Annotated in this window: 19 protein-coding genes and 2 rRNA genes (1 of these 21 cut by a window edge); 16 read left to right on the forward strand and 5 right to left on the reverse strand. The window is 45.3% G+C overall.

Annotated features, from left to right (window positions below; all coding sequences use genetic code 11):
* The 6 genes from Dia5BBH33_RS00810 to Dia5BBH33_RS00835 all read left to right on the forward strand — a co-directional run.
* Nucleotides 1-2,604, forward strand: a 23S ribosomal RNA gene (locus Dia5BBH33_RS00810); it begins 321 nt to the left of the window's first position.
* 79 nt (nucleotides 2,605-2,683) lie between these two features.
* A 5S ribosomal RNA gene (rrf, locus tag Dia5BBH33_RS00815) occupies nucleotides 2,684-2,800 on the forward strand.
* A 1,357-nt stretch (nucleotides 2,801-4,157) separates the two neighbouring features.
* Nucleotides 4,158-5,366: an IS256 family transposase gene (locus Dia5BBH33_RS00820; RefSeq protein ID WP_022382909.1), complete on the forward strand. Its 1,209-nt coding sequence runs from the start codon at nucleotides 4,158-4,160 to the stop codon at nucleotides 5,364-5,366.
* A gap of 189 nt (nucleotides 5,367-5,555) precedes the next feature.
* Entirely contained in the window at nucleotides 5,556-6,395 is an 840-nt protein-coding gene (locus tag Dia5BBH33_RS00825) for an RluA family pseudouridine synthase (protein ID WP_232518062.1), read from the forward strand.
* Nucleotides 6,396-6,402: 7 nt separating this feature from the next.
* Nucleotides 6,403-7,215: a peptidoglycan editing factor PgeF gene (gene pgeF, locus Dia5BBH33_RS00830; RefSeq protein ID WP_143332160.1), complete on the forward strand. Its 813-nt coding sequence runs from the start codon at nucleotides 6,403-6,405 to the stop codon at nucleotides 7,213-7,215.
* Nucleotides 7,216-7,237: 22 nt separating this feature from the next.
* Entirely contained in the window at nucleotides 7,238-7,993 is a 756-nt protein-coding gene (locus tag Dia5BBH33_RS00835; protein WP_143332161.1) for an SDR family NAD(P)-dependent oxidoreductase, read from the forward strand.
* Nucleotides 7,994-8,459: 466 nt separating this feature from the next.
* Here Dia5BBH33_RS00835 and Dia5BBH33_RS00840 read toward each other — a convergent pair whose 3' ends face one another.
* Nucleotides 8,460-9,683 (reverse strand): IS110 family RNA-guided transposase, encoded by a 1,224-nt coding sequence (locus Dia5BBH33_RS00840; RefSeq protein WP_143332162.1) that lies wholly within the window; start codon nucleotides 9,681-9,683, stop codon nucleotides 8,460-8,462.
* 637 nt (nucleotides 9,684-10,320) lie between these two features.
* On the opposite strand from Dia5BBH33_RS00840, the gene galU reads away from it, so the two are divergent.
* On the forward strand, nucleotides 10,321-11,181 hold the full coding sequence (gene galU / locus Dia5BBH33_RS00845; RefSeq protein WP_108850106.1) for a UTP--glucose-1-phosphate uridylyltransferase GalU: 861 nt from the start codon (nucleotides 10,321-10,323) through the stop codon (nucleotides 11,179-11,181).
* Nucleotides 11,182-11,272: 91 nt separating this feature from the next.
* Here galU and Dia5BBH33_RS00850 read toward each other — a convergent pair whose 3' ends face one another.
* The 3 genes from Dia5BBH33_RS00850 to Dia5BBH33_RS00860 are packed head-to-tail and all read right to left on the reverse strand — an operon-like array spanning nucleotide 11,273 to nucleotide 12,982.
* On the reverse strand, nucleotides 11,273-11,509 hold the full coding sequence (locus tag Dia5BBH33_RS00850) for a hypothetical protein (protein WP_232518063.1): 237 nt from the start codon (nucleotides 11,507-11,509) through the stop codon (nucleotides 11,273-11,275).
* Nucleotides 11,484-12,215, reverse strand: a complete 732-nt coding sequence (locus tag Dia5BBH33_RS00855; RefSeq protein WP_108850105.1) for a metallophosphoesterase — start codon at nucleotides 12,213-12,215, stop codon at nucleotides 11,484-11,486. Before Dia5BBH33_RS00855 ends, Dia5BBH33_RS00850 begins: the two co-directional genes overlap by 26 nt.
* A 5-nt stretch (nucleotides 12,216-12,220) precedes the next feature.
* A complete protein-coding gene (locus tag Dia5BBH33_RS00860; protein ID WP_022382160.1) occupies nucleotides 12,221-12,982 on the reverse strand; it encodes a DUF4931 domain-containing protein in 762 nt (253 codons plus the stop codon).
* 408 nt (nucleotides 12,983-13,390) lie between these two features.
* Here Dia5BBH33_RS00860 and Dia5BBH33_RS00865 point away from each other — a divergent pair, with 408 nt between their 5' ends.
* Both Dia5BBH33_RS00865 and Dia5BBH33_RS00870 read left to right on the forward strand, forming a co-directional pair.
* Complete coding sequence (locus tag Dia5BBH33_RS00865) at nucleotides 13,391-13,957, forward strand: hypothetical protein (RefSeq protein WP_143332163.1); 567 nt, start codon at nucleotides 13,391-13,393, stop codon at nucleotides 13,955-13,957.
* Nucleotides 13,958-14,444: 487 nt separating this feature from the next.
* Entirely contained in the window at nucleotides 14,445-14,975 is a 531-nt protein-coding gene (locus Dia5BBH33_RS00870; protein WP_332835632.1) for an O-antigen ligase family protein, read from the forward strand.
* 467 nt (nucleotides 14,976-15,442) lie between these two features.
* On the opposite strand, the gene Dia5BBH33_RS00875 is transcribed toward Dia5BBH33_RS00870, so the two are convergent.
* The gene (locus tag Dia5BBH33_RS00875; protein WP_143332165.1) at nucleotides 15,443-16,690 is read right to left on the reverse strand and encodes an IS256 family transposase; all 1,248 of its coding nucleotides are present in this window, start codon (nucleotides 16,688-16,690) and stop codon (nucleotides 15,443-15,445) included.
* Between the two features lie 33 nt (nucleotides 16,691-16,723).
* On the opposite strand from Dia5BBH33_RS00875, the gene Dia5BBH33_RS00880 reads away from it, so the two are divergent.
* The 7 genes from Dia5BBH33_RS00880 to Dia5BBH33_RS00910 all read left to right on the forward strand — a co-directional run bounded on the left by Dia5BBH33_RS00880 (nucleotide 16,724) and on the right by Dia5BBH33_RS00910 (nucleotide 23,482).
* Nucleotides 16,724-17,560 (forward strand): lipid II flippase MurJ, encoded by an 837-nt coding sequence (locus Dia5BBH33_RS00880; protein ID WP_143332166.1) that lies wholly within the window; start codon nucleotides 16,724-16,726, stop codon nucleotides 17,558-17,560.
* 177 nt (nucleotides 17,561-17,737) lie between these two features.
* On the forward strand, nucleotides 17,738-18,766 hold the full coding sequence (gene rfbB, locus Dia5BBH33_RS00885; protein WP_143332167.1) for a dTDP-glucose 4,6-dehydratase: 1,029 nt from the start codon (nucleotides 17,738-17,740) through the stop codon (nucleotides 18,764-18,766).
* 262 nt (nucleotides 18,767-19,028) lie between these two features.
* Nucleotides 19,029-19,847: an amino acid ABC transporter substrate-binding protein gene (locus Dia5BBH33_RS00890; protein WP_143332168.1), complete on the forward strand. Its 819-nt coding sequence runs from the start codon at nucleotides 19,029-19,031 to the stop codon at nucleotides 19,845-19,847.
* Nucleotides 19,848-20,031: 184 nt separating this feature from the next.
* A complete protein-coding gene (locus Dia5BBH33_RS00895) occupies nucleotides 20,032-20,679 on the forward strand; it encodes an amino acid ABC transporter permease (protein WP_022382156.1) in 648 nt (215 codons plus the stop codon).
* A 12-nt stretch (nucleotides 20,680-20,691) separates the two neighbouring features.
* Nucleotides 20,692-21,450 (forward strand): amino acid ABC transporter ATP-binding protein, encoded by a 759-nt coding sequence (locus Dia5BBH33_RS00900; RefSeq protein ID WP_022382155.1) that lies wholly within the window; start codon nucleotides 20,692-20,694, stop codon nucleotides 21,448-21,450.
* Nucleotides 21,451-21,907: 457 nt separating this feature from the next.
* A complete protein-coding gene (locus tag Dia5BBH33_RS00905; protein ID WP_108850102.1) occupies nucleotides 21,908-22,837 on the forward strand; it encodes a glycosyltransferase family 2 protein in 930 nt (309 codons plus the stop codon).
* A 120-nt stretch (nucleotides 22,838-22,957) separates the two neighbouring features.
* Nucleotides 22,958-23,482, forward strand: a complete 525-nt coding sequence (locus Dia5BBH33_RS00910; protein WP_143332169.1) for a hypothetical protein — start codon at nucleotides 22,958-22,960, stop codon at nucleotides 23,480-23,482.
* Nucleotides 23,483-23,484: the final 2 nt, after the last annotated feature.

Genomic DNA, 23,484 nt, shown 5'->3' on the forward strand with positions numbered 1-23,484 from the left:
GCTGAAGCTTCTGGGAAGGAGCGCCGCAGGATGTGAAAGCCATGTAAGCGAAAGAGGAAGCGGAACAGACGGTACCAGAGTACCGCGGGACACGAGAAACCCCGTGGGAAGCAGGGGGGACCACCCTCCAAGGCAAAACACAGATATCGACCGATAGCGCATAGTACCATGAGGGAAAGGTGAAAAGCACCCCGGGAGGGGAATGAAACAGAACCTGAAACCGTATGTTTACAAGCAGTCGGAGACCGTATATATATCAGGTCGACGGCGTGCCTATTGAAGAATGAACCGGCGAGTTATGAGGTCCAGCGAGGTTAAGCAGGAAATGCGGAGCCGAAGCGAAAGCGAGTCTTAACAGGGCGAGTAGTTGGACTGCATAGACCCGAAACCACAGTGATCTACCCATGTCCAGGTTGAAGCACAGGTAAAAATGTGTGGAGGACCGAACCTATATCCGTTGAAAAGGGTTAGGATGAGGTGTGGGTAGGGGTGAAATTCCAATCGAACGTGGAGATAGCTGGTTCTCCCCGAAATAGCTTTAGGGCTAGCCTCAGGGTAAAGATTGCAGGCGGTAGAGCACTGATCAGGAGAGGGACCTACCCGGTTACCAAACCCAGTCAAACTACGAATGGCTGCAATTATACCTGGGAGTCAGACTACGACTTATAAGGGCCGTGGTCAAAAGGGAAACAGCCCAGATCATCAGCTAAGGTCCCAAATGCCGTGCTAAGTGGCGAAGGATGTGGCATTTCATAAACAACCAGGATGTTGGCTCAGAAGCAGCCACCATTTAAAGAGTGCGTAATAGCTCACTGGTCGAGAGACGCTGCGCCGAAAATGTCCGGGGCTCAAGCACGGAACCGAAGCTATGGCATTGCGTAAGCAATGGGTAGGGGAGCGTTCTTATGGGGAAGAAGCATTACCGTAAGGAGATGTGGACACATAAGAAGTGAGAATGCCGGTATGAGTATCGAAAAGAAAGGTGAGAATCCTTTCCACCAAAAGCCCGAGGGTTCCTGAGCAACGATCGTCGTCTCAGGGTAAGTCGGGACCTAAGCCGAGGCACAGACGCATAGGCGATGGACAACAGGTTGAAATTCCTGTACCGGATGGAGTCATTTGAGCAATGGAGTGACGCAGGAGGGCACATGATCGCGCGACTGGAAGAGCGCGTCCAAGTGCGTATGTTGAATCGGAGGCAAATCCCCGATTCTGAAAGCAGAGACATGATGGGGAGTTATAAGCGATTATGACGAACTCATGGATCCCACACTGCCAAGAAAAACTTCTAGCGAGACGAAATCCGCCCGTACCGTAAACCGACACAGGTAGGCGGGGAGAGAATCCTAAGGTGCGCGGGAAAACCCTCGTTAAGGAACTCGGCAAATTGCATCCGTAACTTCGGGAGAAGGATGGCCCTGAGTAGGCGAAGTGCAGAAACGCACGGAACAGAAAAGGGTGGCAGAAAAGAGGCCCAAGCAACTGTTTACCAAAAACACAGGTGCCTGCGAAAGCGAAAGCTGAAGTATAGGTGCTGACGCCTGCCCGGTGCTGGAAGGTTAAGGAGAGAGGTTAGCGCAAGCGAAGCTTTGAACTGAAGCCCCAGTGAACGGCGGCCGTAACTATAACGGTCCTAAGGTAGCGAAATTCCTTGTCGGGTAAGTTCCGACCCGCATGAAAGGCGTAATGATTTGGGCGCTGTCTCAACGAGGGGCCCGGTGAAATTGAAATACCTGTGAAGATGCAGGTTACCCGCGACTGGACAGAAAGACCCCATGGAGCTTTACTGCAGCTTGAGATTGAATCCCGGTGGCAGACGCACAGGATAGGTGGGAGGCTTTGAGATAGTGACTTTGGTTGCTATGGAGCCGACGTTGGGATACCACCCTTCTGTTGCTGGGATTCTAACGCGAAGATTAACAACCTTGCGGACCATCTCAGGTAGGCGGTTTGACTGGGGCGGTCGCCTCCGAAAGAGTAACGGAGGCGCCCAAAGGTTCCCTCAGGCCGGACAGAAACCGGCCGAAGAGTGCAAAGGCAGAAGGGAGCTTGACTGCGAGACAGACAAGTCGAGCAGAGACGAAAGTCGGGCTTAGTGATCCGGTGGTACTGCGTGGAAAGGCCATCGCTCAACGGATAAAAGCTACCCTGGGGATAACAGGCTAATCTCTCCCAAGAGTTCATATCGACGGGGAGGTTTGGCACCTCGATGTCGGCTCATCACATCCTGGAGCTGGAGTAGGTTCCAAGGGTTGGGCTGTTCGCCCATTAAAGTGGTACGCGAGCTGGGTTCAAAACGTCGTGAGACAGTTTGGTTCATATCCATCGCGGGCGCAAGAAGTTTGAGGGAGGCTGCTCCTAGTACGAGAGGACCGGAGTGGACGGATCAACGGTGTACCAGTTGTCACGCCAGTGGCACGGCTGGAAAGCCGCATCCGGAAAGGATAAACGCTGAAAGCATCTAAGCGTGAAGCCCGTCCCAAGATGAGACTTCTCATCAGCAATGAGTAAGACCCCTTAAAGACGATGAGGTTGATAGGCTGTGAGTGGAAGAGCCGCGAGGCTTGGAGCGACGCAGTACTAATAGGTCGAGGTCTTAACTTAATTTCACAAAAGCACGACCGGCTTGAAAGAGCCTTCGGAACTTCTTCTGTATAGTTTTGAGAGAACAGACTCTCAAAGATTCAGTGGCGATAGCTGTGAGGATACACCCGTACCCATGCCGAACACGGTAGTTAAGCTCACAAACGCCGAAAGTACTTGGCTGGAAGCGGCCCGGGAGGATAGGAAGCTGCTGATTAATAAAAAAGAGCACCGATCATTACGATCGATGCTCTTTTTGCTTGCTCGTTATCAACGAGCATCGCTAAAATGCCAAGGTACGCCTTATTATCTAAAGGCTCTTATATAGAAACAGTACAACCGCCAAGTATGGCGAATCGGAAGACATGCTAACTGAAGGGCTTCCCCACGGGGGAGCTGGCGCCGGAGGCGTCTGAGGAGGTGCAGTTATCGAGCGGAGCGAGGTTTAAGGGTGTTAACCTTGCTCCGAAGGAGAAGGTCGGGTCGGAGACCGGGGATGAGATGTAGTTCTCGCAGCAATGCTGCGGTTGTAAAGGTTTTTGCTTATCGCTCCCGCGCCATCGCTAAAAATGCCATGGTACGCTTTCAGATTAATAAAGATAAGAAAGAAAGCTCTTATATAGAAACCGTATAACCGCGACGGGGCGAGAATTAAAAAACCACACAACCTTGTTCCACTCGCAAAACCTTTTATAAAAACCAATGAATAGTTGCACCCCTTTCCCGGCAACATTTTAATGATTAGCCGGTACTCCTTCCCCGATGGGGCAGGTCAAAACCTTCCGTACCGGCGAGAACGGCTATTATCAATCGCAATGTACTGAGTTCTGTTCTTTTCGAGCGAAGCGAGGTTTAAGGGTGTTAACCTTGCTCCGAAAGGAGAAGGGGAACCGCGGAACGCGGGGGATGAGATGTAGTTATCGAGCGAAGCGAGGTTGTACGGTTTACTCTCAGTTGCCGCGCCATCGCTAAAAATGCCAAGGTACGCCTTATTATCTAAAGGCTCTTATATAGAGACCACACAACCGCAACGGGGCGCGAATTAAAAAACCGTAAAACCAGCCTGCGGCTGTAGAACTGCATCTCATCCGTCAGGCAACAGAAATTCGGAGCCTGACACCTTCTTTTGGCGGCGCAAGGTCAACACCATTTCCTTGCTTCGCAATCGGAAAACAAGCCAACCTCGTTCCACTCGCAGAACCTTTTATAAAAACCAATGAATACTGCACCCCTTTCTCTGGCAATATTAAAAAATTTCATAAAATAAAAACCATACAACCAGACTAAAGTCTGTCCGAACTACTGTATCCACCACAAAAGTGGTCCCCTTTCTCTTCCAGAGCAAGGTCAAAGGCATTCTTCCCCGCTGGGGCAGGTCTAAACTTCCGCATCGACGTAAGCTGTTATAATCAATCGTGATTTACAGAGTCCTGTTTTTTCTCACTCCTTCCCCCTTTTTATTTTTCTTCTCTAACTTTTCGAGTGTTTAAATAATCTTGTGTAAACGTACTCCTATGAAAAAAGGAGATCTATCTTTAGAATAAAGTTGCGACACTTTATAAAGGAGATCTCCCATGTCAAATATTAACACAGAATTGAATGAAGCAGTATCAAAAGGCACCAATCTATCCGATGCCTGGAATGAATTGATGAGGAAAGAACTGGAGCACGCGATCAATGAGCTTCTTCAAAGCGAACTGACATCTTTCCTGGATTACGAGAAATGGGATATTGCAGGGTATAATTCCGGCAATTCAAGAAACGGATCCTATGCTCGGGAGATAGTGACTCGTTTCGGGAAGATATCGATTGAAGTCCCAAGAGATCGTAACGGAGATTTCCAGCAGCACACGGTTCCCAAGTACAGAAGGAGTGACGGAAGTCTGGAAGAGATGGTCATTCAGATGTACACCAAGGGAATCACAACATCCGAGATCTCGGATCTGATTGAGAAGATGTATGGAAATTATTACACACCTGCAACAATCTCAAACATGACGAAAGCCACAGAAGAACTGGTGAAGGAATTCCACAGCAGATCACTGAGTTCCCGTTACTCTGTCATCTATGGAGATGCGACTTATATCAATGTCAGACGAGACTCTGTGGCCAAGGAGGCGATGCATATCTTGATGGGGATCAATGCGGCAGGGCATAAGGAGATCCTTGATTATCGCCTTTTTCCAAGTGAATCTTGTGAGAACTATAGAGAGATGCTTAAGGACATCAAAGGGAGAGGTGTAAAGGAAGTCCTGCTGTTTGTGTCGGATGGTCTGAAGGAACTCGGGAATGTGTTTCTGGAAGAGTTCCCTAAAGCACAGTACCAGGCATGCTGGGTTCATCTGGGAAGAGCGATGTGCAGACATGTTCGGAATAAGGATTGGAAAGAGGTGCTGGGTGAGGCAAAAAAGATCTATGGTTCTACCTCAAAGGAAGAGGCAGAGAAGCAGCTGAGCAGTTTTATTGAGAAGTATGAAGGGAAGTATCCTAAAGCAGTGAATGTCATTCGTGACAATCCATCTCTGTTCAGTTTCTACGACTATCCTGCAGAAATACAGAGAAGTCTGTATACATCAAATCCGATTGAGTCATTTAATAAGAAGTATAAGAAAAACATCCGAAAGAAAGAACAGTTCCCCAACGAGGATTCACTGGATCGGTTCACATGTGCAATAGCCAGTGATTACAACAAGCAGTTCGAATCCAGGCAGATGAAGGGATTCAGTAAATGTTCCTATGAACTGCAGCAGTTATTCGAAGAACGCTATGGTTCTAAAGGTTAGAGGTTACACAAGATTCTTGACACACTCAACTTTTCCTTGGTTTTCTGTTACAATATATATAGAAGAGTATGAAATACGGATGATTCGGTATGGTCTTTTTTTATGGGAGAGGGTGATGGTATGGACATGAAGGTTGTGGTGGATTTCTGGTTTGAGGGGAAGGAGCTGCGGCATTTTGTGCGTGGACATATGCATCTCTCTTCTTCTCTTTGGAAGAAGATCAAGTGGAATGGGAAGATCCTGATTAATGGCAGGCAGGTGTTTAATGCCCGGACGGCGCTGCATGCAGGGGATGAGATTACTCTGATCTGGTCGGAGGAGAATGATATCCTTCCGGCGAATGTTCCTTTGGATATAGTCTATGAGGATCCTTGGCTTTTGATCGTGAATAAGGGGCCTCATATGATTATCCATCCTACGGCGAAGTCGACGCAGGAGACTTTGGTGAATGCGGTGGCGTGGTATTTCAAGGAGAAGGGCGAGGATGCGGGGATTCATCCTGTGTATCGTCTGGATCGGAATACGACGGGACTTGTCGTTGTCGCCAAGTCTGCTAATGTGCAGTATGACCTTTCGAAGTCTCATGATTCGATATTCCGTGAGTACCTGGCTCTTGTGGGCGGAGAAATCGTGATGGGGGATGAGGCGAAGAATATCATCGGCGAACCAATCGGGCGCAAGCCTGACAGTATCGTAGAGTGGATGGTCAGGCCCGATGGGAAACCGGCATGGACCGAGTACATGGTGCTGGCGCATTCATGGAAGACGTCGCTGGTGCGTGTCCACCTCCTAACGGGAAGGACGCATCAGATCCGCGTCCATTTCTCTCATATGCATCATCCGCTTCTTGGAGATGACCTTTATGGAGGCTCGATAAAGCTGATCCAGCGGCAGGCGCTCCATGCGTATAATGTAGAATTTTTGCATCCGGTGACAGGGGAGAAGATGAAATTTACCGCTCCTGTTCCTGATGATATGAAGTCTTTGATTACGAATATCTGGCCTGATCTGGATATTTCCAAACTATGAGGCGCCTATGACGATTCAGAAGAAAAACGGAGTTTCATACCTGACCTTTGATGTATTTGAAAACGCGCCCCTTACGGCTGCTGTCTCCTGCAGGGATGGCGGTGTCAGCCAGGGGTTTTTCACTAGCCTGAATATGGGGCTCCATGTTGGGGACGATCCTTCCCTTGTTGTGGAGAACAGGAAACGTTTCTTTGATGCGCTTGGCGCAGACAGCAGAACACTCATCAACTGCAGCCAGGTGCACGGGACGCATATAGAAATCGTGGGAAAAGAAGACTGCGGACGAGGAGCGCTTTCGCTCGATACGGCCATCCCGGATACGGACGGACTGATTACGAATGAAGCGAACGTCCCAATCACGATGAATTACGCCGACTGCACGCCTCTTTTTTTCTATGATCCGAAGGGCGTCATTGCCCTTTCCCATGGAGGATGGCGCGGGACAGCGGGAAATATTGTAGGAAAGACCATTTCCATGATGGAAAAGAAATATGGCTCGAAGAGAGAAGATATCCGTGCTGCCATCGGGCCGGCCATCGGTCTCGAATGCTTCGAGGTCGGGAGAGATGTCATTGAAGCGATGAAAGCTCTCTTTACTGATGAAGAAATGAAAAAGCTCAGTTGCACGAAGGAAAATGGAAAATTTCTCTTCGACCTGCCGGGAGCCAACCACGTTCTCATGAGAAAAGCAGGCATTGCGGAAGATCACATCGAGGACTGTGGGATCTGCACCTATTGCCATGATGATATTTTCTACTCCTACAGGAAAGCAGGAGGAAAGACAGGACGCCATATGGCCGTCATGATGCTGAAGAATTAAGTTTCATAAAGGAGATGCGCGTATGAGGACAGCGGTCGTCACCGGAGCCTCCTCCGGACTCGGACGGGAATTCGTGAAACAGCTATCCGAAGAAGGAAAACTGGATGAAATCTGGGTCATCGCCAGAAGAAGAGAAAAGCTCGAAGAACTCGCTTCTTCCGTAAAAACGCCCCTTCGTATCTTCGGCGCAAGCCTGGATGACGAAGGCCTTTACGGTCTCCTTTCCGTCCTGATGGAAAGAGAAAAGCCTGACATCCGCCTCCTCATTAATAACGCAGGAAGAGGAACCATGACCACCCTCGACGAAGAAACCACCGAGGACGCCGTCAGCATGATCGGCCTGAACTGCCAGGCTCCCGTGAAAATGATGAAACTCTGCCTTCCCTATATGAAAGAAGGAGCAGGGATTATCAACGTAGCATCCGTCGCAGGACTCCTGCCCCTCCCGGACCTCGCCGTCTACGGCGCGACAAAAGCCTTCCTCCTTTCCCTCTCCCAGGCAGTCAATGAAGAAATGAAAGAGAGAAACATCCACGTCATGGCCCTCTGCCCCTACTGGATCAAAGACACCGAATTCATAGGAAAAGCAGGCGCCGAAGGCCGCATCTCAGAAAAAGGCATCCTCAATGCCGAAGAAACAGTAAAAAAAGCCCTCGAAGACCTCCGCCACGGAGAAACAGTCAGCCTCCCAGGCAAAATGGCCAAACTCACCGCCCTGGGCACCCGCTTCGCCCCGCTCGGGCTAGTATGGAAAATAAGGAAATGGATGAAAGTGTAGGGGGGCTAACCGAAAGGCTTCCTCTTAGAGGAAGAAGGGCCGTAGGCCGGTCTTAACCTTGCTCCGGGAGGAGAAGGTGGCGGCGGAGCCGACGGATGAGTTGCATTTCCTAGGCCGTAGGCCGGTTGTCTGGTTTTACTTGCCTTCCCAGACGGGGAAGGGGAACCGCGAACGCGGTAGATAGGGTTGATTACCGACAGCCGAAGGCTGGTTGTGCGGTTTTCCATCGAACGAAGTTCGGTTTAAGGGTGTTGACCTTGCGCCGAAGGAGAAGACCTGCTACACAAGAACAAGCCCCAATTTTAATTTTTTGGTATTTTTTGAATTTCTTATAGAATTTCTTGTCGGATTTCCTGACTGATCCTAACTGATTAGATTTTGGAGTTTGGCCGACTAATTCATTGCACTACGAAAAAGCCGATCTCACACTCGGCTTTTTCCGCTTTTCTTCACTTGTTTGCCTTATTTACGCAGCAAGGCCTAAGTCGCGATACAAATGCATCACCCGGCCGTAGTATATTCGTAAAAACTTAGCCATTCCTGCTACTTTTGCTACTTTTTTATACTTTCCTTCTGCCTCTTTCTTCTTTATGAACCTATATACTGCATCATCTTTGGGGATTTTATGCATAACTAACGACATCATTACTTGATACAATACTTTCCGCAGCCGCGCAGGACCTTTCTTTACTATGTGATTCTGCGAGGCTCGGAATTTCCCTGATTCATGTATTGATGGGGTCAGGCCTGCAAAGCAGATCAGAGAATGCTTGTTTTTAAAGCGTCTCACATCTCCGATCTGGGCAATAAGCGCTACTCTGGTAACTCTTCCGACTCCGCCCATCTCGCCGACGAGTTCATATTCCGGCAGATCCTTGGCTATATCTTCCATTCGTGTTAAACTAGCCATAAGAGTTTCGTCGGCTCTTCTCAGTAATCCGACATACCACATGATGGTTTCTCTAACAATTGGATTATTGGGGATGGAAGGGATACCATTCTTTGCTTGAGCGTAGATCGTTGCTGCTTTACTCTCATTGGAACGGTATCCTTTTTCTTTTGCCCATCCGCAATAAGATGCGACAAATTCTGCTTCCGATTTAGCAATAATATCCTCAATGTGGCAATACCTTTCCAGGAAATCCAGCAGTTTGTCTTTACCGCTGTTTATGTCGAATCCTCCGAAAAGATCGAAGATTTCTGGCATGGTCTGCTCCAATTGACTTTGCAGCTGGAGAAGGATGCGGCTTCTTTCCTCCGAAAAGTTAAGATAAGCATCGCAGAGTCTCTTCAAGAGGAAATACTTATCTCCATTAAGATCGAATTGCGGTAACTTTGCCCAATAAGCGATTCCATATCTGGCAATATTCGAGGAGTCGATGGAGTCTGTCTTTGTGTGTCTGAAGTTCTCTGCCTTATTAAAATTAGCAATCATCAGAGCGTTGACGACAGATACAAAAATCCCATTCTGCTGCAAGAAATAGGCTATCGACAGGTGATAGACACCTGTTGATTCCATGACGACTTTTATCTCGTCATACTTTGCTTGTACCCGAATTTCATTGACCAGAGGCTGAAGTTCCTCTTTTGTGTGCTTAACATCAAAGGGCCTGCGGATGATCTTGTCGCCAGGCGCCATGAAAAACACCGTACTTTTTCTCTTGGATACATCAATACCTACACAGATCATAAGCGACCTCCTATAAAAGATATTTGTAGTTGGTAGACGCTAATCCTTCACACACTTATTACCACTCAAACTAGTTTTTTTACACGAACACGGAGATAAACCTGCCTAACGCGAGCACACATAATAAGGGGAAGGCTGACCCTCTTCTCCACGTCCAGTAAACGGACCGGTGGGTCGCCGTCAAACCATCTACTCCCCTAATTATATGCAATAAGTGCAGCGGATAGGAGCGGCCTATCTACTACACTTCTATTGTACTAGGTGGCTCGTATACCAGTTGACAATAATGGCAATTGCACAAATGCCTAATAAGTTAGTGTACGAGACGGATGAGATGTAGTTCCTAGGCCATGGGCCGGCTGTGTGGTTTTAATCATATTTTAGATTGCACTCCCGCGCCACCGCTAAAAGGCCAAGGTACGCTTACATATCAATAAGCTCTTTTATAAGGATACCTTTACAACCGCGACGGGGCGCGAATAAAAACACCGTAAAACCAGACTAACGTCTGTACGAACTACTGTATTCGTCAGGCAACAGAAATTTGGAGCCTGACACCTTCTCCTGGCGGTGCAAGGTCAACACCATTCCTTGCTTCGCAAATGGAGAACAAGCCAACCTCACTCCGTTCGCAGAAATGCAACTCATCCGCCCGGCAGCGGGATTTGGTACACGATTCCTTTCGGAGACGAAGGCGATGCCGAAAAAAATGCTTCCTATCGTAGATAAGCCTACGATTCAGTATATTGTCGAAGAAATCGAAGCGAGCGGGATTGAACAGATCCTTATTATTTCTGGTCATGCGAAGAGAGCCTTCGAAGATCATTTCGATTCTTCTCCGGAACTGGAACAGCATCTGTATGAGTCCGGGAAGATGGATCTCTTGAAAGAGATTCGTCATGTTGCTTCTGTCAAAGTGCATTATACTCGTCAGCAGTACATGAGAGGCCCTGGAGATGCTATTCTCTGTGCCAAGGAATTCATGGACGGAGAACCATTTGGCGTCATTCTTGGTGATGATGTCGTATATACAGGCGACGGTGAGCCAGCTCTGAAACAGCTGATGGATCAGTATGAAAAGACAGGCGGAGCTGTCATAGGCTGCCAGCGCGTAAGAGAAGAACAGGTCTCTTCCTATGGAATCATTGATGGAGTAAAGACAGAAGATCCGGATTTGGTCAAAGTCCTGGACATGATAGAAAAACCTTCTATTGAAGAAGCCCCCAGCCGCATTGCAGCGCTTGGACGCTACGTCATCACTCCGGAAATATTTAAGATTCTTGAACAGACAAAACCGGGGAAAGGCGGAGAAATCCAGCTCACCGACGCTCTTCGCGTCATGGCAAAAAATGGAAACGTGTATGCCTATAATTTCAAGGGAAAACGCTACGACACAGGTAATAAGCTAGGCTACCTCAAAGCCATGGTAGAATTTGCTCTTAGAAGAGAAGACATAGGACCAGGATTCAGAGAATACCTGAAGACATTGGAACTGTGATAAAAGACGCGTTTTCCGTTCGGGGAAATAGCAAAAAAGGAATGTGAAAAGATAGATGACTTTTCGCATTCCTTTTTTATCGCCTTATCTATTATCCCATCGTATTCTTTCCGAATACAGGATGTGTGGTTGATTTGAGGCTTCTTTTTTCTATGATTTCCAACGCTCGTTCCATTCCTATGTCGTCTCTTCCTCCATTGTCTTCGTAGACGAGTATGGGTTCTTCTGTGTCGACTTCGCTGCCAGGGAGGTAGACGTATTCCTTAGTGACGTTGTCGCCATAGATATAGCCTGCCAGAAGCTTACTCTCTGTCGTCTTTTTCAGCATGGAAGTCCTCCAGATCGTAAAGAAGATGGGGCTTGAAGTCCAGGTAGTCAGCCGAGGTGAGGTGGAGGCGGATGCCTTCGAGCTCCTCGGGGAGGTTCTGGAAATTCATGGCGCCGTGGATGTGGCCATAGACGCAGTCGGTGACATGGTACTTGGTCATGAGCTGCAGCATATGAGTCGGATTTCTGAGTTCATCGAAGGGTGGGTAGTGAAGGACGGCGATGATTCTTTCCGGATTCATCTTGCTGGCGAGTTCAAGGGAGCGTTCCAGTCTTCCTTCTTCTCTTAAAATGATTGGCTTATCTGCCTCTGTCAGTTTTCTGGATGTCTCCGCAATCCAGCCTCTTGTACCGGCAATGGCGATCGGTCCGACGGAGAGGGCAGAGTTATAAATGAATTCAAAAGCGCCGTCTGTCATGCGGGTCATTTTTGTGACAGTATCCCACCAGTAGTCATGGTTGCCGCGGACGATGATTTTTCTGCCGGGAAGAGTTCCCAGCATCTTCAGATCGGAAATAGCATCCTGAATGTGCATGGCCCATGATAAATCGCCCGCCATGATGACCGTGTCTTCTGGATGGATTGTTTCCATCCAGGCATTGATGATCTTCTCCCTGTGGTTGTTCCATGCAGGTCCGAAGATATCCATCGGCTTCGTCGGCGGGTCGCCTGAGAGGTGGAAGTCACTGAAAGCATATAATTTCATCAGTGTCATTCTCCAAAATACGTTCCGGTATGAAGTTTTTCGAGCATGCGCTTCTGGCTTTCATGATCCATGACATGGGTGATATGGTAGCCCATGTAAAGAGGACTTGCCGTATAACGCGGGAAAATCTTCGCCCGGATATGTTTGAAATGGTAAAAGAAAATATTGTAGCTTGTGCAGGGGAGAGGGAAGTCATTCAGGACATAACGTGCCAGAGTCTGAATCGTGTCAGCAAATTTTTCCGGCGAAGCGTCCTTCTTCAGAGTGACATTCATTTCTCCCATGCCGCTGATCGGATAGTCTGATACAGTAGCATAGCAGTCCTGGTCTTCGTGAACGATGGGACCAAGGAAATTTTCCCGGTCGATATTGTCCTTGTAGTCATACGTATCAAGACCGATGATTTGGGAATGAGGATGGCGCTGCGAACCGCCTGAACCAGGGCCGTAGTTGCGAAAATAAAGGACGGATTTGAAACGCTTGTCCCTCTCCATCTTTTCCCAGCGTTCAAGGCCAAAGGAAATGACTTCATGCAGCTTCTCTTTGCTGTACGTCGTCAGTTCAGCGTTATGATCAGAAGTCTCTACAATGACTGTCGGATACGTTCCTTCAAAAACAGGGAACTTATTCATCAGCCAGATAATATCATCCTTCTTGTCGAGGATGTTCGTTAAAGTTTCAGGATGGCAGAAAGGGCAGATCTTCTGTGTCGAAGAATGCGGCTTCTTGCCTCCGATTGAAAGGTTGAAAATGATAGGTGTATTCATGGTAGATTCCTCAGCTTTCACTTCAATTATAACACAGAGACTTTCCTTATCTTGAGATAAATATGATTTGTGTTATGAATGAGAAGCGGGTTATCGCATAAGAAAAGGAATCTTATAGCAAAAATAAAGAGGAGGAATTTTACTTGTTTAAAAAGCATTTATACATTGTTATTTAAAGCATGGAAACGTATAATAAAAGCGTATGTATCGCAATTTTTCATGACGTTCGGTACGAGATTTTATGAATATAAAAAATTCGTGATGCCACATGATGGTGGATTATTTAATGTCTGGAAAGCAATGAATAGATTGGCTTCTTAATATAGATTTAAATCGAATAGTCATATAAAAGGGCATTTGGAATAATTGATTATTCTGCAATATAAAATTTGGTTGTCAGATAGGTACATGGGTAAAATTAGAAATAGAGGGATGAAAATGCGAGAAAGTATTAAAAAGATAGAAAAAGGGATGATTTTTTTATTAATTATTACAATGCCAATTATGTTTTTGCCGGAGAGATATAATTTGCCATTAGCAGGATCAATATTACCATTAATGATTCTGTATGTCTTGTTGCTCGCATTAGGAGTACAGTATGTATTAGAAAAATTTATATATCTACCACATTATAGATTTTTCTTGTTTTTTTGTTTTTGGGTGATTGTCTGTACAATAATAGGTGCATATAGATTTCCTTTTTGGAATGAAGCCTTCGATCGCTATTTAATGGATACAAATGTAGTCAAGGTTATTGAACATATTTGGCCTGGAATCATAGATTCCCCATCAGCATTACACTTTAAATACTTTGTTTCCAGTATATGGGGAATTGTAAAAAATTTAATTGTCCCATTAGGGGGCATATTTTTCATTTTTACTAATATGTATAGTAAATCTTCAAGAGAAGGAATTAGTTGGATATCTAAAGCTGCATTTTTTGGCAGTATTAATGGGGATTTATTCTCTATTTGAAATTTGGTGGATATGGACTGGTAATTCTTATTGTGAACAAATATTAATTACAATAAATAGAAATTTATATACTCCTGAATTTGCTCATGGTTGGTGGCCGCCGCTCTTATGGAAAGGACAAGTGAGGAGTTTTGCGCCTGAGCCCTCGTTCTTCGGCATTTATGCAGCTTTTATAATTCCTTTCTTATGGTATAGAATTTTCTATGAAAACAGAAAGTTAGAATTTGTGCTTTTGATTTATTTTGTCTTTATGGTTTTTATGACAAAGGCAAGAACGGCTACAGTTATCTATTTTGGAGAAGTGGCATGTTTAATTCTTATAAGTCTATGGCTTCGATATGATAATTGAAAGAAAATATGTTTGTCTATCTGCTTGGGGACTGTACTATCGTTTGGCCTCTGCATTGGAGGAAGTGCGATTATAACTAATATTGCAAAAACTAGTGCAAATGAGATCATTATATCCAATAGTTTGGGGAAAACCGTGATGGATGGGTCTGAAAAATATATTGATAACAATGTGATCTCAGTTGCTGGAATAAGTGATCGCTCTAATACTCCACGATTCGGAAATGTTATTGCAATGGCAAGAGTAGGATTGCATCATCCAATTTTTGGAGTAGGGCATGGTTATGTTGATATGTACATGATGTCAGAATTTCCTTCGTTTGTAAAAAATCATCAGGAGGTAAAGCAATGGACGTCCGATATGCTTTCGCTTACCTTTATGAGAATCCAATATCCTGTGGTAAATGAGTTTTCTCAATTGATTGCGGAATATGGAATCGTAGGAATAATATTATTTTGCATACCAATTATCTATCTTTTTAGAGAAGTTATACGGAAAAGGTCAATTTTAAAAGAACGATTTGATATCATATGTATACTTATAATGTTTATAGGTCAACTCGGCTGTTTATTTAGTAGTCAATTCTTCTATACTTATCCGATTTCTTTTGCACTACTGTATTGTGCTATTTTTGATAGGGGGGAATGCTCTCTAGTTCCTAATAGATAAGGACTTTTATTGCTTCAACTTCTTATTCTTATGGATGGTCATGAAATGATCAAGCCATTTGGAATCAACCATGAGTTTCCTGCTGTTCATGGATATTTTACTTTATAGCGAAGCTTTTCTGCTAACTTGTCCGCGGCTTTTGCTTTACGGTTTTTGCACTTAATTTTATTGGATGTACTCCTTATGTGCAATGGTAGCAGAATAGGCATCATTACAATGTTTTAATTCATGAATAGTAGTTGAGTTATGTATCTGCAAGGTAGTAGTAATTTTACGGGAGTAATATTTTACTGGATGGTAACTCCTCTAATTGAGATCGTCGATTTATGGTAAGATGGTTGTAACTCATAGTAGTCTGGCGTTTTTGTCGTTATTAACATTTTACACTGTCCTACTGTGAGTTATTTTATTTCCTTGGCGAATCTCCTTTAATTTTTGGGTGTGTCAAGAGTTTTGTGTAAATCGATTCAATAAGCAACATCGTATTGCTGCATAAGCTGAGACATCCTGTCGTCCATGAGCAGCTGGTTCCGGACCATCGCCCAGCTTGCGACGTGACGACCTTTCCATTTTTTATAGAGCTCTTGGATGCGTAGGTAGAAAATCTTGAAGACTGCATCCTCGTTGGGGAAAGCGCCTTTCTTGGTCACCTTGCGGAAGCTAGAGTTGACGCTCTCGATGGCATTGGTCGTGTACATGATCTTGCGCACGGCACTGCCATAGTTATAGAGCTGCTCGACGTGTGAGAAATTGTTTTCCCATACGCTGACCGCGCCTGGATAAGCCTGCCAGTCGGTCTTGAACTTCTCGAATTCCTGACGGGCCTGCTTGACGTTGATGGCACCATAGATGAGCTTCAGCTGCTTCGTGAATGCACTCCACTGCTTGCGTGGGATGTAGCGGATGGAATTGCGGATGAGGTGTACGATGCAGCGCTGAACCGTGGCATGCGGGAATACAGCCTTGGCGCCTTCCTCCAATCCGCTCACGCCATCCATGGACAGGATGCCAAGATCCTTAACGCCGCGAGCCCGCAGCTCGTCGAAGATCTGCATCCAGTCATGCTTGCTCTCCGTCTCGTTGATCCAGAGGCCAAGGACATCCTTGCAGCCGTTGACGTCATAGGCAAGCATGACATAGACGGCCACCTGCTGGACGCCATACTCCGTGCGCAGCGATACGTAGATGCAGTCGACGAAAGCAAATGGATAGAACGACTGGAGCGGACGATTCCGCCATGCCTCGACCTCTTCCATGACGCAGCCTGTGATGGTGGAGATCTGTTCATGTGACATCTGGAAGCCGTAGATGTCTTCGATGGTTGCAGCGATGTCGCGTTGGCTCATGCCACGGGCATACATCGCCAGTACCTTGCCCTCGATGGACGAAACGTCGCGCTGGTGCTTCTTGATGATCTGCGGTTCAAACGTACTCTGGCGATCCCTAGGGACGCGGATAGGAACCTCGCCCAGAGAGGTCTTGAGCGTCTTGGATGAATAGCCGTTCCGGACATTGTCACCGTCTTCGGAGCGCTCATGCTTCTTATGGCCGAGATGATTTTCCATCTCACCTTTGAGCATGGACTCAAAAATGGGGCCAAAAATCTGCTTCAGGACGTCCTGTACGTCTTCCGCGCTCTTGATGTCGTAGTTGTTGAGGATTTGCTGAGCAATCTGCTCGCCTGGGGTAGTTGGTGGAGTTTTACACTTTGCCATTCTGTTACCGTCCTTATCTTTGTTTACCCCAGTATGGGGCATAAAGTAGATTCATGCAATACCGATTTACACAAACTATTTTACACTCCCCAGGTTTATGTTGTCTTAGATAAAACTATGCTTGGCCTTCTTTCGGGATCATTTGCAGAAAATGGCTACTATGAACAGGCGGATAAGATGGTGAAGCTACTTTTAACAATTGTTACATCATTAGGAACTGTTATGATGCCTCGGATTTCTTTCGCCCATGCACACGGATTAAAAGAAGATGTTATGAATTATATGATGAAGTCCTACCGGTTTACCTGGTTTCTTTCGATTCCTATGTGTTTAGGGCTTATTTCCACAGCACCAAATTTTGTCCCATGGTTCTATGGTCCTGGTTACGAAAAGGTAATAGTTGTTCTTCAGGCAATCAGTGGAATTATTATTGCTATAGGGATAAGTAATGTAACAGGAATTCAGTACTTAGTGCCAACAAATCGCCAGAATCAGTTGACCCTATCGGTTATAGTGGGTGCGGCTTTTAATTTTGGTATCAATTTCTATTTGATTCCAAAATATCATTCGGTTGGTGTTGCTATTGCCACTCTTCTTACTGAATGGCTGGTAACAATGGTTCAGCTTTATATGGTAAGAAGGGATTTCGGTTTTAAGACGATATTATCCCAATCTACACATTATTGGTTAGCAGGTATGATTATGTTCATGATTACAATTACTATAGAGCAAATGTTTTCACCGACTATTATTCATACTGGTGTTATTGCTATTATTGGAGGAGCCGTTTATATTGGAATTCTTTTAGGAATGAGGGATTCTGTGTTGATGGAAGGTATATCTGCGGCTAGAGAGAAGCTGGGAATATAGTGACGGAACGATGCAATTAATCGCTATATAAGAAGGGTAGTATAACATAACAAAGGGTAGTATAACATAACATATAATATAATATGGATTTTTCTGACGTTGGTTTATGGCATAATTTTATTTGTTTTTGTCTGTATAGATAGCTTTGTCGGGCAAAATTTGAAGAGGTGAAGCACCTTGAAGCTTATCGTGACCGGGGGAGCCGGTTTTATCGGAGGAAACTTTGTTCATTATATGCTGCAGGAACATCCAGGTGATCAGATTATATGCCTGGATAAGCTGACATATGCTGGAAATCTTTCAACATTGGCAGATGTCATGGATCATCCGAATTTCCAGTTCGTAAAGATGGATATTTGTGACAGGGATAGCGTTTATGGCCTTTTTGAAAAAGAAAAGCCTGATGTCGTGATTAATTTCGCTGCAGAAAGCCATGTTGATCGTTCCATTGAAAATCCGGAAATCTTCCTTCAGACGAATATTATCGGGACGTCTGTCCTGATGGATGCCTGCAGAAAGTATGGCATTCAGAGGTATCACCAGGTATCTACCGATGAAGTGTATGGCGATCTTCCTCTGGATCGTCCTGATCTTTTCTTTACAGAAGAAACGCCCATCCATACATCGAGTCCTTACAGCAGTTCCAAGTCTGGGGCTGATCTCCTTGTCATGGCCTACTACAGGACATACGGACTTCCTGTCACAATTTCGCGCTGCTCGAATAACTATGGACCGTATCATTTCCCGGAAAAGCTCATTCCGCTGATGATTATCAATGCGCTCCATGACAGGCCTCTTCCTGTTTACGGGGATGGTCTGAATGTTCGTGACTGGCTCTATGTTGAAGATCACTGCCGCGCCATTGACCTCATTATCCGTAAAGGAAAAGTCGGGGAAGTCTATAACGTCGGCGGTCATAATGAAATGAGGAATATAGACATCGTTAAACTGATCTGTCAGGAGCTTGGAAAGCCGGAGAGTTTAATCACTCACGTAACGGATCGAAAAGGCCATGACAGAAGATATGCCATTGATCCTGAAAAAATTCACAGAGAACTTGGCTGGCTTCCGGAAACAAAATTTGCCGATGGTATCAAGAAGACGATTCAGTGGTATTTGACACATCAGAAATGGTGGGAAGACATCATTTCCGGAGAATATCAGAATTATTATCAGAAGATGTATGAAAATAAATCAGCAATATAAAATGCTAAGTTTTTTAGGGAGCTAATATTTTTGGCTCATAGATTTCTACCCTAATATCTGTTCAGGCAGATTGAAATCTACGAGCTTTTGCTTTGCCCATATTTCTATATTATCTACGTGGTGAAATTCGCAAAACGCAGCGGAAATTTTTTTTAAGATTTTCAAAAAAGGTGTTGACAGGCATCTCTCAATCATGTAATATAATGCCAAGATAACTCTTTAACGAGATAAAGAATTAAAGAAGGCTAAGGGAGAGATGACCATGAATATTAAAAAGATTCTTGCAGCAGGGGTTTTGGCACTGGGTGCTATTGGTTTGATGGCTGGATGTGGCGGAGATCAGAAGTCTGCCGGAAGCGCTGCTAAGTCAGCTGCTGCAGGCGCTAAGCCGACAAAGATTGTAGCTGGTATGGATGATACCTTCGCTCCGATGGGGTTCCGTGATGACAGCGGTAAGATCGTAGGCTTCGATATCGATATGGCAAATGCGGTATCCAAGGAAATCGGTGTTCCGATTGAATTCAAGCCAATCGACTGGGCTTCCAAGGAAACGGAACTGAATTCCGGTAAGATCGATGCCATCTGGAACGGCTTCACCATGACTCCGGAAAGACAGAAGAAGCTTGGTTTCACAAAACCTTACATGGATAATACTCAGGTCTACGTCGTTCTGGCTGACAGCCCGATCAAGACACAGGCTGAACTGAAAGGAAAGAAACTGGATATCCAGGAAGCTTCCACGGCGGAAGCTGCTCTGAATAAGGATCCGGCTCTGAAGAATTCCTTCTCTGAAGTCAAGGCTTATCCTGATCTTGCTTCCTGCTTCATGGATCTGGAATCCGGACGCTGCGATGCAATCCTGGCTGACTCTGTCCTGATTGAATACTACATGACTAAGAAACCTGGAACATTCAGAGAACTGGATGGCGTTGTTTCCAAAGATACATTCGCTATCGGCGTCAAGAAAGACAACCAGGCTCTGATCGATCTTCTGAATGAAGGCATTGAAAAGGTAAAAGCAAGCGGCGAAGCTGCTAAGATTTCCGAAAAATGGTTCGGTAAAGATGTTATTCTGAAATAATTCCCTTTAAGGGATAAACGAAGAGGCAGAGCGGGAGGTTTCCTGTTCTGCCTTGCTTCGTTCATATCTAGCCAGTTTGTAAATTTTGTCACTCTATCTTGTTAAAAGGATGAAGTCAGTGTATGATATTCATACATGATCAAAAACGGCACTGCCGTAAATTCCGGAATGTAAGGAGCCGATGATGGATTATATCATTCACATTTTGCCAAATATGATTCAAGGTCTGGGCGTTTCTGCCAAGATTTTCCTTTTTACCATAGTGCTGTCACTGCCAATCGGTGTACTTCTCGCCATGGTCCGCATCTCGAAGGTGGGGCTTTTCCGCCGTCTGGCCGCCATGTACATCTACGTCATGAGAGGCACGCCTCTGATGCTGCAGATCATGTTCATTTACTATGGCCTTCCTTTGATGCTGAATATCCAGATCAATGATTTCCCGGCGGCCATCCTGGCTTTCGTAGCGAACTATGCTGCATACTTCGCTGAAATATTCCGAGGCGGCATCCAGTCGATCAGCAAGGGCCAGTATGAAGGCGCCAAGGTTCTTGGCTTTACGTATAAGCAGACGATGTGGCACATCATCCTTCCTCAGGTCGTCAAGCGCGTCATCCCGCCTCTTGGCAACGAAACCATCACGCTTCTGAAGGATACCTCTCTTGTATACATTCTTGCTATGAACGACCTCATGCGCGTCACCCGTGCTTTCGTTCAGCGCGACTTCGATACAACGCCGTTCCTTGTAGCAGCTGTTTTCTACCTGCTCTGCACGGCTATCCTGACAAAGATTCTGGCATACATTGAAAAACGCTATGCCGTTTATGAAGACTGATGAGGTACTGCGATGAGCTTTATTGAAATGAAAGATATTGTGAAGGTTTATGGCAAACTCACCATTCTTCATAAGGTCAATATGAGTCTTGAAAAAGGGGAAGTCATCTCCATCATCGGGCCATCCGGTGCCGGCAAGAGTACTCTCCTCCGCTGCCTGAATCACCTTGAAACGATCCAGGGAGGATCCATTCTTGTCGACGGCGATTATCTCGCGGAAGAAAAGAATGGAGAAGTCATCTACGCCAATGAAGTAAAGTCCAAGGAAATTTTGGGAAAGATGGGCATGGTATTCCAGTCCTTCAATCTTTTTCCGCATATGACAGTCCTGGATAACATCATGGCCGCTCCGATTTATGTCAAAGGCATGAAGAAAGAAGAAGTTCTTCCTATTGCCGAGAATCTTCTGGATAAAGTAGGACTTCTGAATAAGAAGAACATGTATCCTGGAAGCCTTTCCGGAGGGCAGAAACAGCGAGTCGCTATCGCAAGAGCTCTTGCCATGAACCCGGAAATCATGCTCTTCGACGAACCGACATCTGCTCTTGATCCTGAACTGACAGGCGAAGTTCTGAAAACCATCCAGCAGCTGGCTGACGAAAACATGACCATGGTCATCGTCACCCACGAAATGGCCTTCGCCAAATCTGTTTCCGACAGGATCCTCTTCATGGTAGACGGAAAAGTAGAAGAAGAAGGCACCAGCGAGCAAGTCTTCGAACATCCAAAGAGCGAAAGGACCAAGGCATTCCTGAAGTCTATATTGAAATAAAAGCAATAAGTAAAGAAGCAGCCGCACTCGAAAGAGTGCGGTTTTTTGCATTTGACCTTGCCCTGGAAGGGAAGGTACCGGCGGAGCCGGGGGATGAGTTGCATTTCCTCAGTCGAAGACTGGTATAAGGCTCTTTTTATAAACACACAATACGACTTCGCGCTGCTCGAAGAACCTTTTCATATTTTAAAGTGCTATGAATACTGCACCCCTTTTCCGGCAACAGCCGAAAGCCGGTACTCCTTCCCCGCTGGGGCAGGTCAAAGTCCTCGGACGCGGTTTTGACGGATATTATCAAAACAGATTTAATTTAATCTTCTTTTATTTCGATATTTCAGAATGACAGTATGATGAAGTGCATTTATAATAAATACATGACTTATGAAAATAGTTTATTGATTAATTAGGAAGTGTTTATAGGAGCGATTGGCCTGATTTGAAAATAGGGAGAATTGCAATGCAGTTGTTATCATTGGTGGTGCCTTGTTTTAATGAGGAAGCCACGATTCAGACTTTTTATGATGAGGTCATGAAGTATGAGGATAGAATCGATGCGGAGCTGGAATTCTGTTTTATTGATGACGGAAGTACAGACAGGACCATAGAGATTCTTCGTGATCTTCATAAAAAAGATTCCAGGGTTCATTATGTTTCTTTTTCCAGAAACTTCGGGAAAGAAGCAGGGCTTTATGCCGGGCTTTCTATGGCTAAGGGAGACTATGTAGCTACGATGGACGTGGATCTTCAGGATCCTCCGGCTCTTCTCCCAGATATGTGGCGTCTCTTGCATGATCCGATCGAAGACTATGACTGTGTCGCGACGAAGAGGACGACCAGAAAAGGAGAGCCTGCTATTCGCTCTTTCTTTGCCAGGCAGTTCTACAAAATCATCAATAAGCTTTCTAAAACGCAGATTGTTGATGGCGCCAGAGATTTTCGCATGATGTCTCGTCAGATGGTGAATGCCATCGTAGCGGATGGAGAATATAACCGTTTCTCCAAGGGGATTTTCAGCTGGGTTGGTTTTAAGACGAAATGGCTTTCTTATGAGAATATTGAAAGAAGCGCTGGTCATACGAAGTGGTCCTTCTGGAAGCTTTTCCAGTATTCGGTTGATGGTATTCTTGCTTATACGACAATCCCTTTGTACTTATCTTCTGTCATGGGAATTGCTATGTGTGGTATTTCCTTCCTGGCACTTATATTCATCTTTATTCGTGCTATGATTGCAGGAGATCCTGTGGCAGGCTGGCCTTCTCTTGTATGTATCATTACGCTCCTCGGTGGCCTTGTCCTGATGAGTCTTGGCATCATTGGCCTTTATATTGCAAAGATTTATCTGGAAACAAAGAAGAGGCAGCTCTATATTGTAAGGGAAGAGGAATGAAACTTATATAATTTTTGGTGTGCAGGATTAGAGTAATGATATGATATTTTCGCTATGCTATACTTATAATTATTACATTTGCATTTTAAGACGAAACAAATTTGATCTGGGGGAGATCATATGGATTCAGAGGTTCAGCGTGGTATGGAATCAATAAAATCAGAAAATCAGGCAGGGAGTGCCTTGATTCAGACACTTCTTTTCTTGGCAGGAGATTATGTGGCCCTTGTTTTGGCAGGCGTTTTTTCACTTTTTATCAGGAATGAGTTAATTACGAGAACAGTATTCCACGTATCGCCTGCTTATCTTTATTTATGGGTGCCGCTCGTTTTCATGGCATTTATCTTTTACGAAGGTCTTTATTCCTGGAGATACTTGACTTATGAGATAACGAAAAAACTTATCTTCGCTTCTTTAGGAGACATAGTTTTTGCTGTCGTCCTCATGTTCTTCACTCATATTGCTGGTGATGTTTCCCGCTTGTTTGTCTTTCTTTATGGGATACTTGCATACATGCTTCTCTGCATTTTTCGGGTCATTATCAGCAGGATGATGAAGAAAATGAGTTTCTTCCAGACACCAGTTCTCATTGTAGCCTGCAGTCCCGTGATTTTATATCTAGGAAGTATTTGGGCTGCCGGCTAAGA

This window comes from Dialister hominis (genome assembly GCF_007164725.1).
GTDB classification, from domain to species: Bacteria; Bacillota; Negativicutes; order Veillonellales; family Dialisteraceae; genus Dialister; species Dialister hominis.

Coding starts and splice junctions, on each gene's coding strand:
- Dia5BBH33_RS00910 (WP_143332169.1), top strand. CDS start 22,958: ATGGATTCAGAGGTTCAGCGTGGTATGGAATCAATAAAATCAGAAAAT.
- Dia5BBH33_RS00825 (WP_232518062.1), top strand. CDS start 5,556: ATGCATCTCTCTTCTTCTCTTTGGAAGAAGATCAAGTGGAATGGGAAG.
- galU (WP_108850106.1), top strand. CDS start 10,321: ATGCAACTCATCCGCCCGGCAGCGGGATTTGGTACACGATTCCTTTCG.
- pgeF (WP_143332160.1), top strand. CDS start 6,403: ATGACGATTCAGAAGAAAAACGGAGTTTCATACCTGACCTTTGATGTA.
- Dia5BBH33_RS00860 (WP_022382160.1), bottom strand. CDS start 12,982: ATGAATACACCTATCATTTTCAACCTTTCAATCGGAGGCAAGAAGCCG.
- Dia5BBH33_RS00875 (WP_143332165.1), bottom strand. CDS start 16,690: ATGGCAAAGTGTAAAACTCCACCAACTACCCCAGGCGAGCAGATTGCT.
- Dia5BBH33_RS00840 (WP_143332162.1), bottom strand. CDS start 9,683: ATGATCTGTGTAGGTATTGATGTATCCAAGAGAAAAAGTACGGTGTTT.
- Dia5BBH33_RS00835 (WP_143332161.1), top strand. CDS start 7,238: ATGAGGACAGCGGTCGTCACCGGAGCCTCCTCCGGACTCGGACGGGAA.
- Dia5BBH33_RS00890 (WP_143332168.1), top strand. CDS start 19,029: ATGAATATTAAAAAGATTCTTGCAGCAGGGGTTTTGGCACTGGGTGCT.
- Dia5BBH33_RS00880 (WP_143332166.1), top strand. CDS start 16,724: ATGGGGCATAAAGTAGATTCATGCAATACCGATTTACACAAACTATTT.
- Dia5BBH33_RS00820 (WP_022382909.1), top strand. CDS start 4,158: ATGTCAAATATTAACACAGAATTGAATGAAGCAGTATCAAAAGGCACC.
- Dia5BBH33_RS00865 (WP_143332163.1), top strand. CDS start 13,391: ATGGGTAAAATTAGAAATAGAGGGATGAAAATGCGAGAAAGTATTAAA.
- Dia5BBH33_RS00850 (WP_232518063.1), bottom strand. CDS start 11,509: ATGCTGAAAAAGACGACAGAGAGTAAGCTTCTGGCAGGCTATATCTAT.
- Dia5BBH33_RS00895 (WP_022382156.1), top strand. CDS start 20,032: ATGGATTATATCATTCACATTTTGCCAAATATGATTCAAGGTCTGGGC.
- Dia5BBH33_RS00870 (WP_332835632.1), top strand. CDS start 14,445: ATGGATGGGTCTGAAAAATATATTGATAACAATGTGATCTCAGTTGCT.
- Dia5BBH33_RS00855 (WP_108850105.1), bottom strand. CDS start 12,215: ATGAAATTATATGCTTTCAGTGACTTCCACCTCTCAGGCGACCCGCCG.
- Dia5BBH33_RS00905 (WP_108850102.1), top strand. CDS start 21,908: ATGCAGTTGTTATCATTGGTGGTGCCTTGTTTTAATGAGGAAGCCACG.
- Dia5BBH33_RS00900 (WP_022382155.1), top strand. CDS start 20,692: ATGAGCTTTATTGAAATGAAAGATATTGTGAAGGTTTATGGCAAACTC.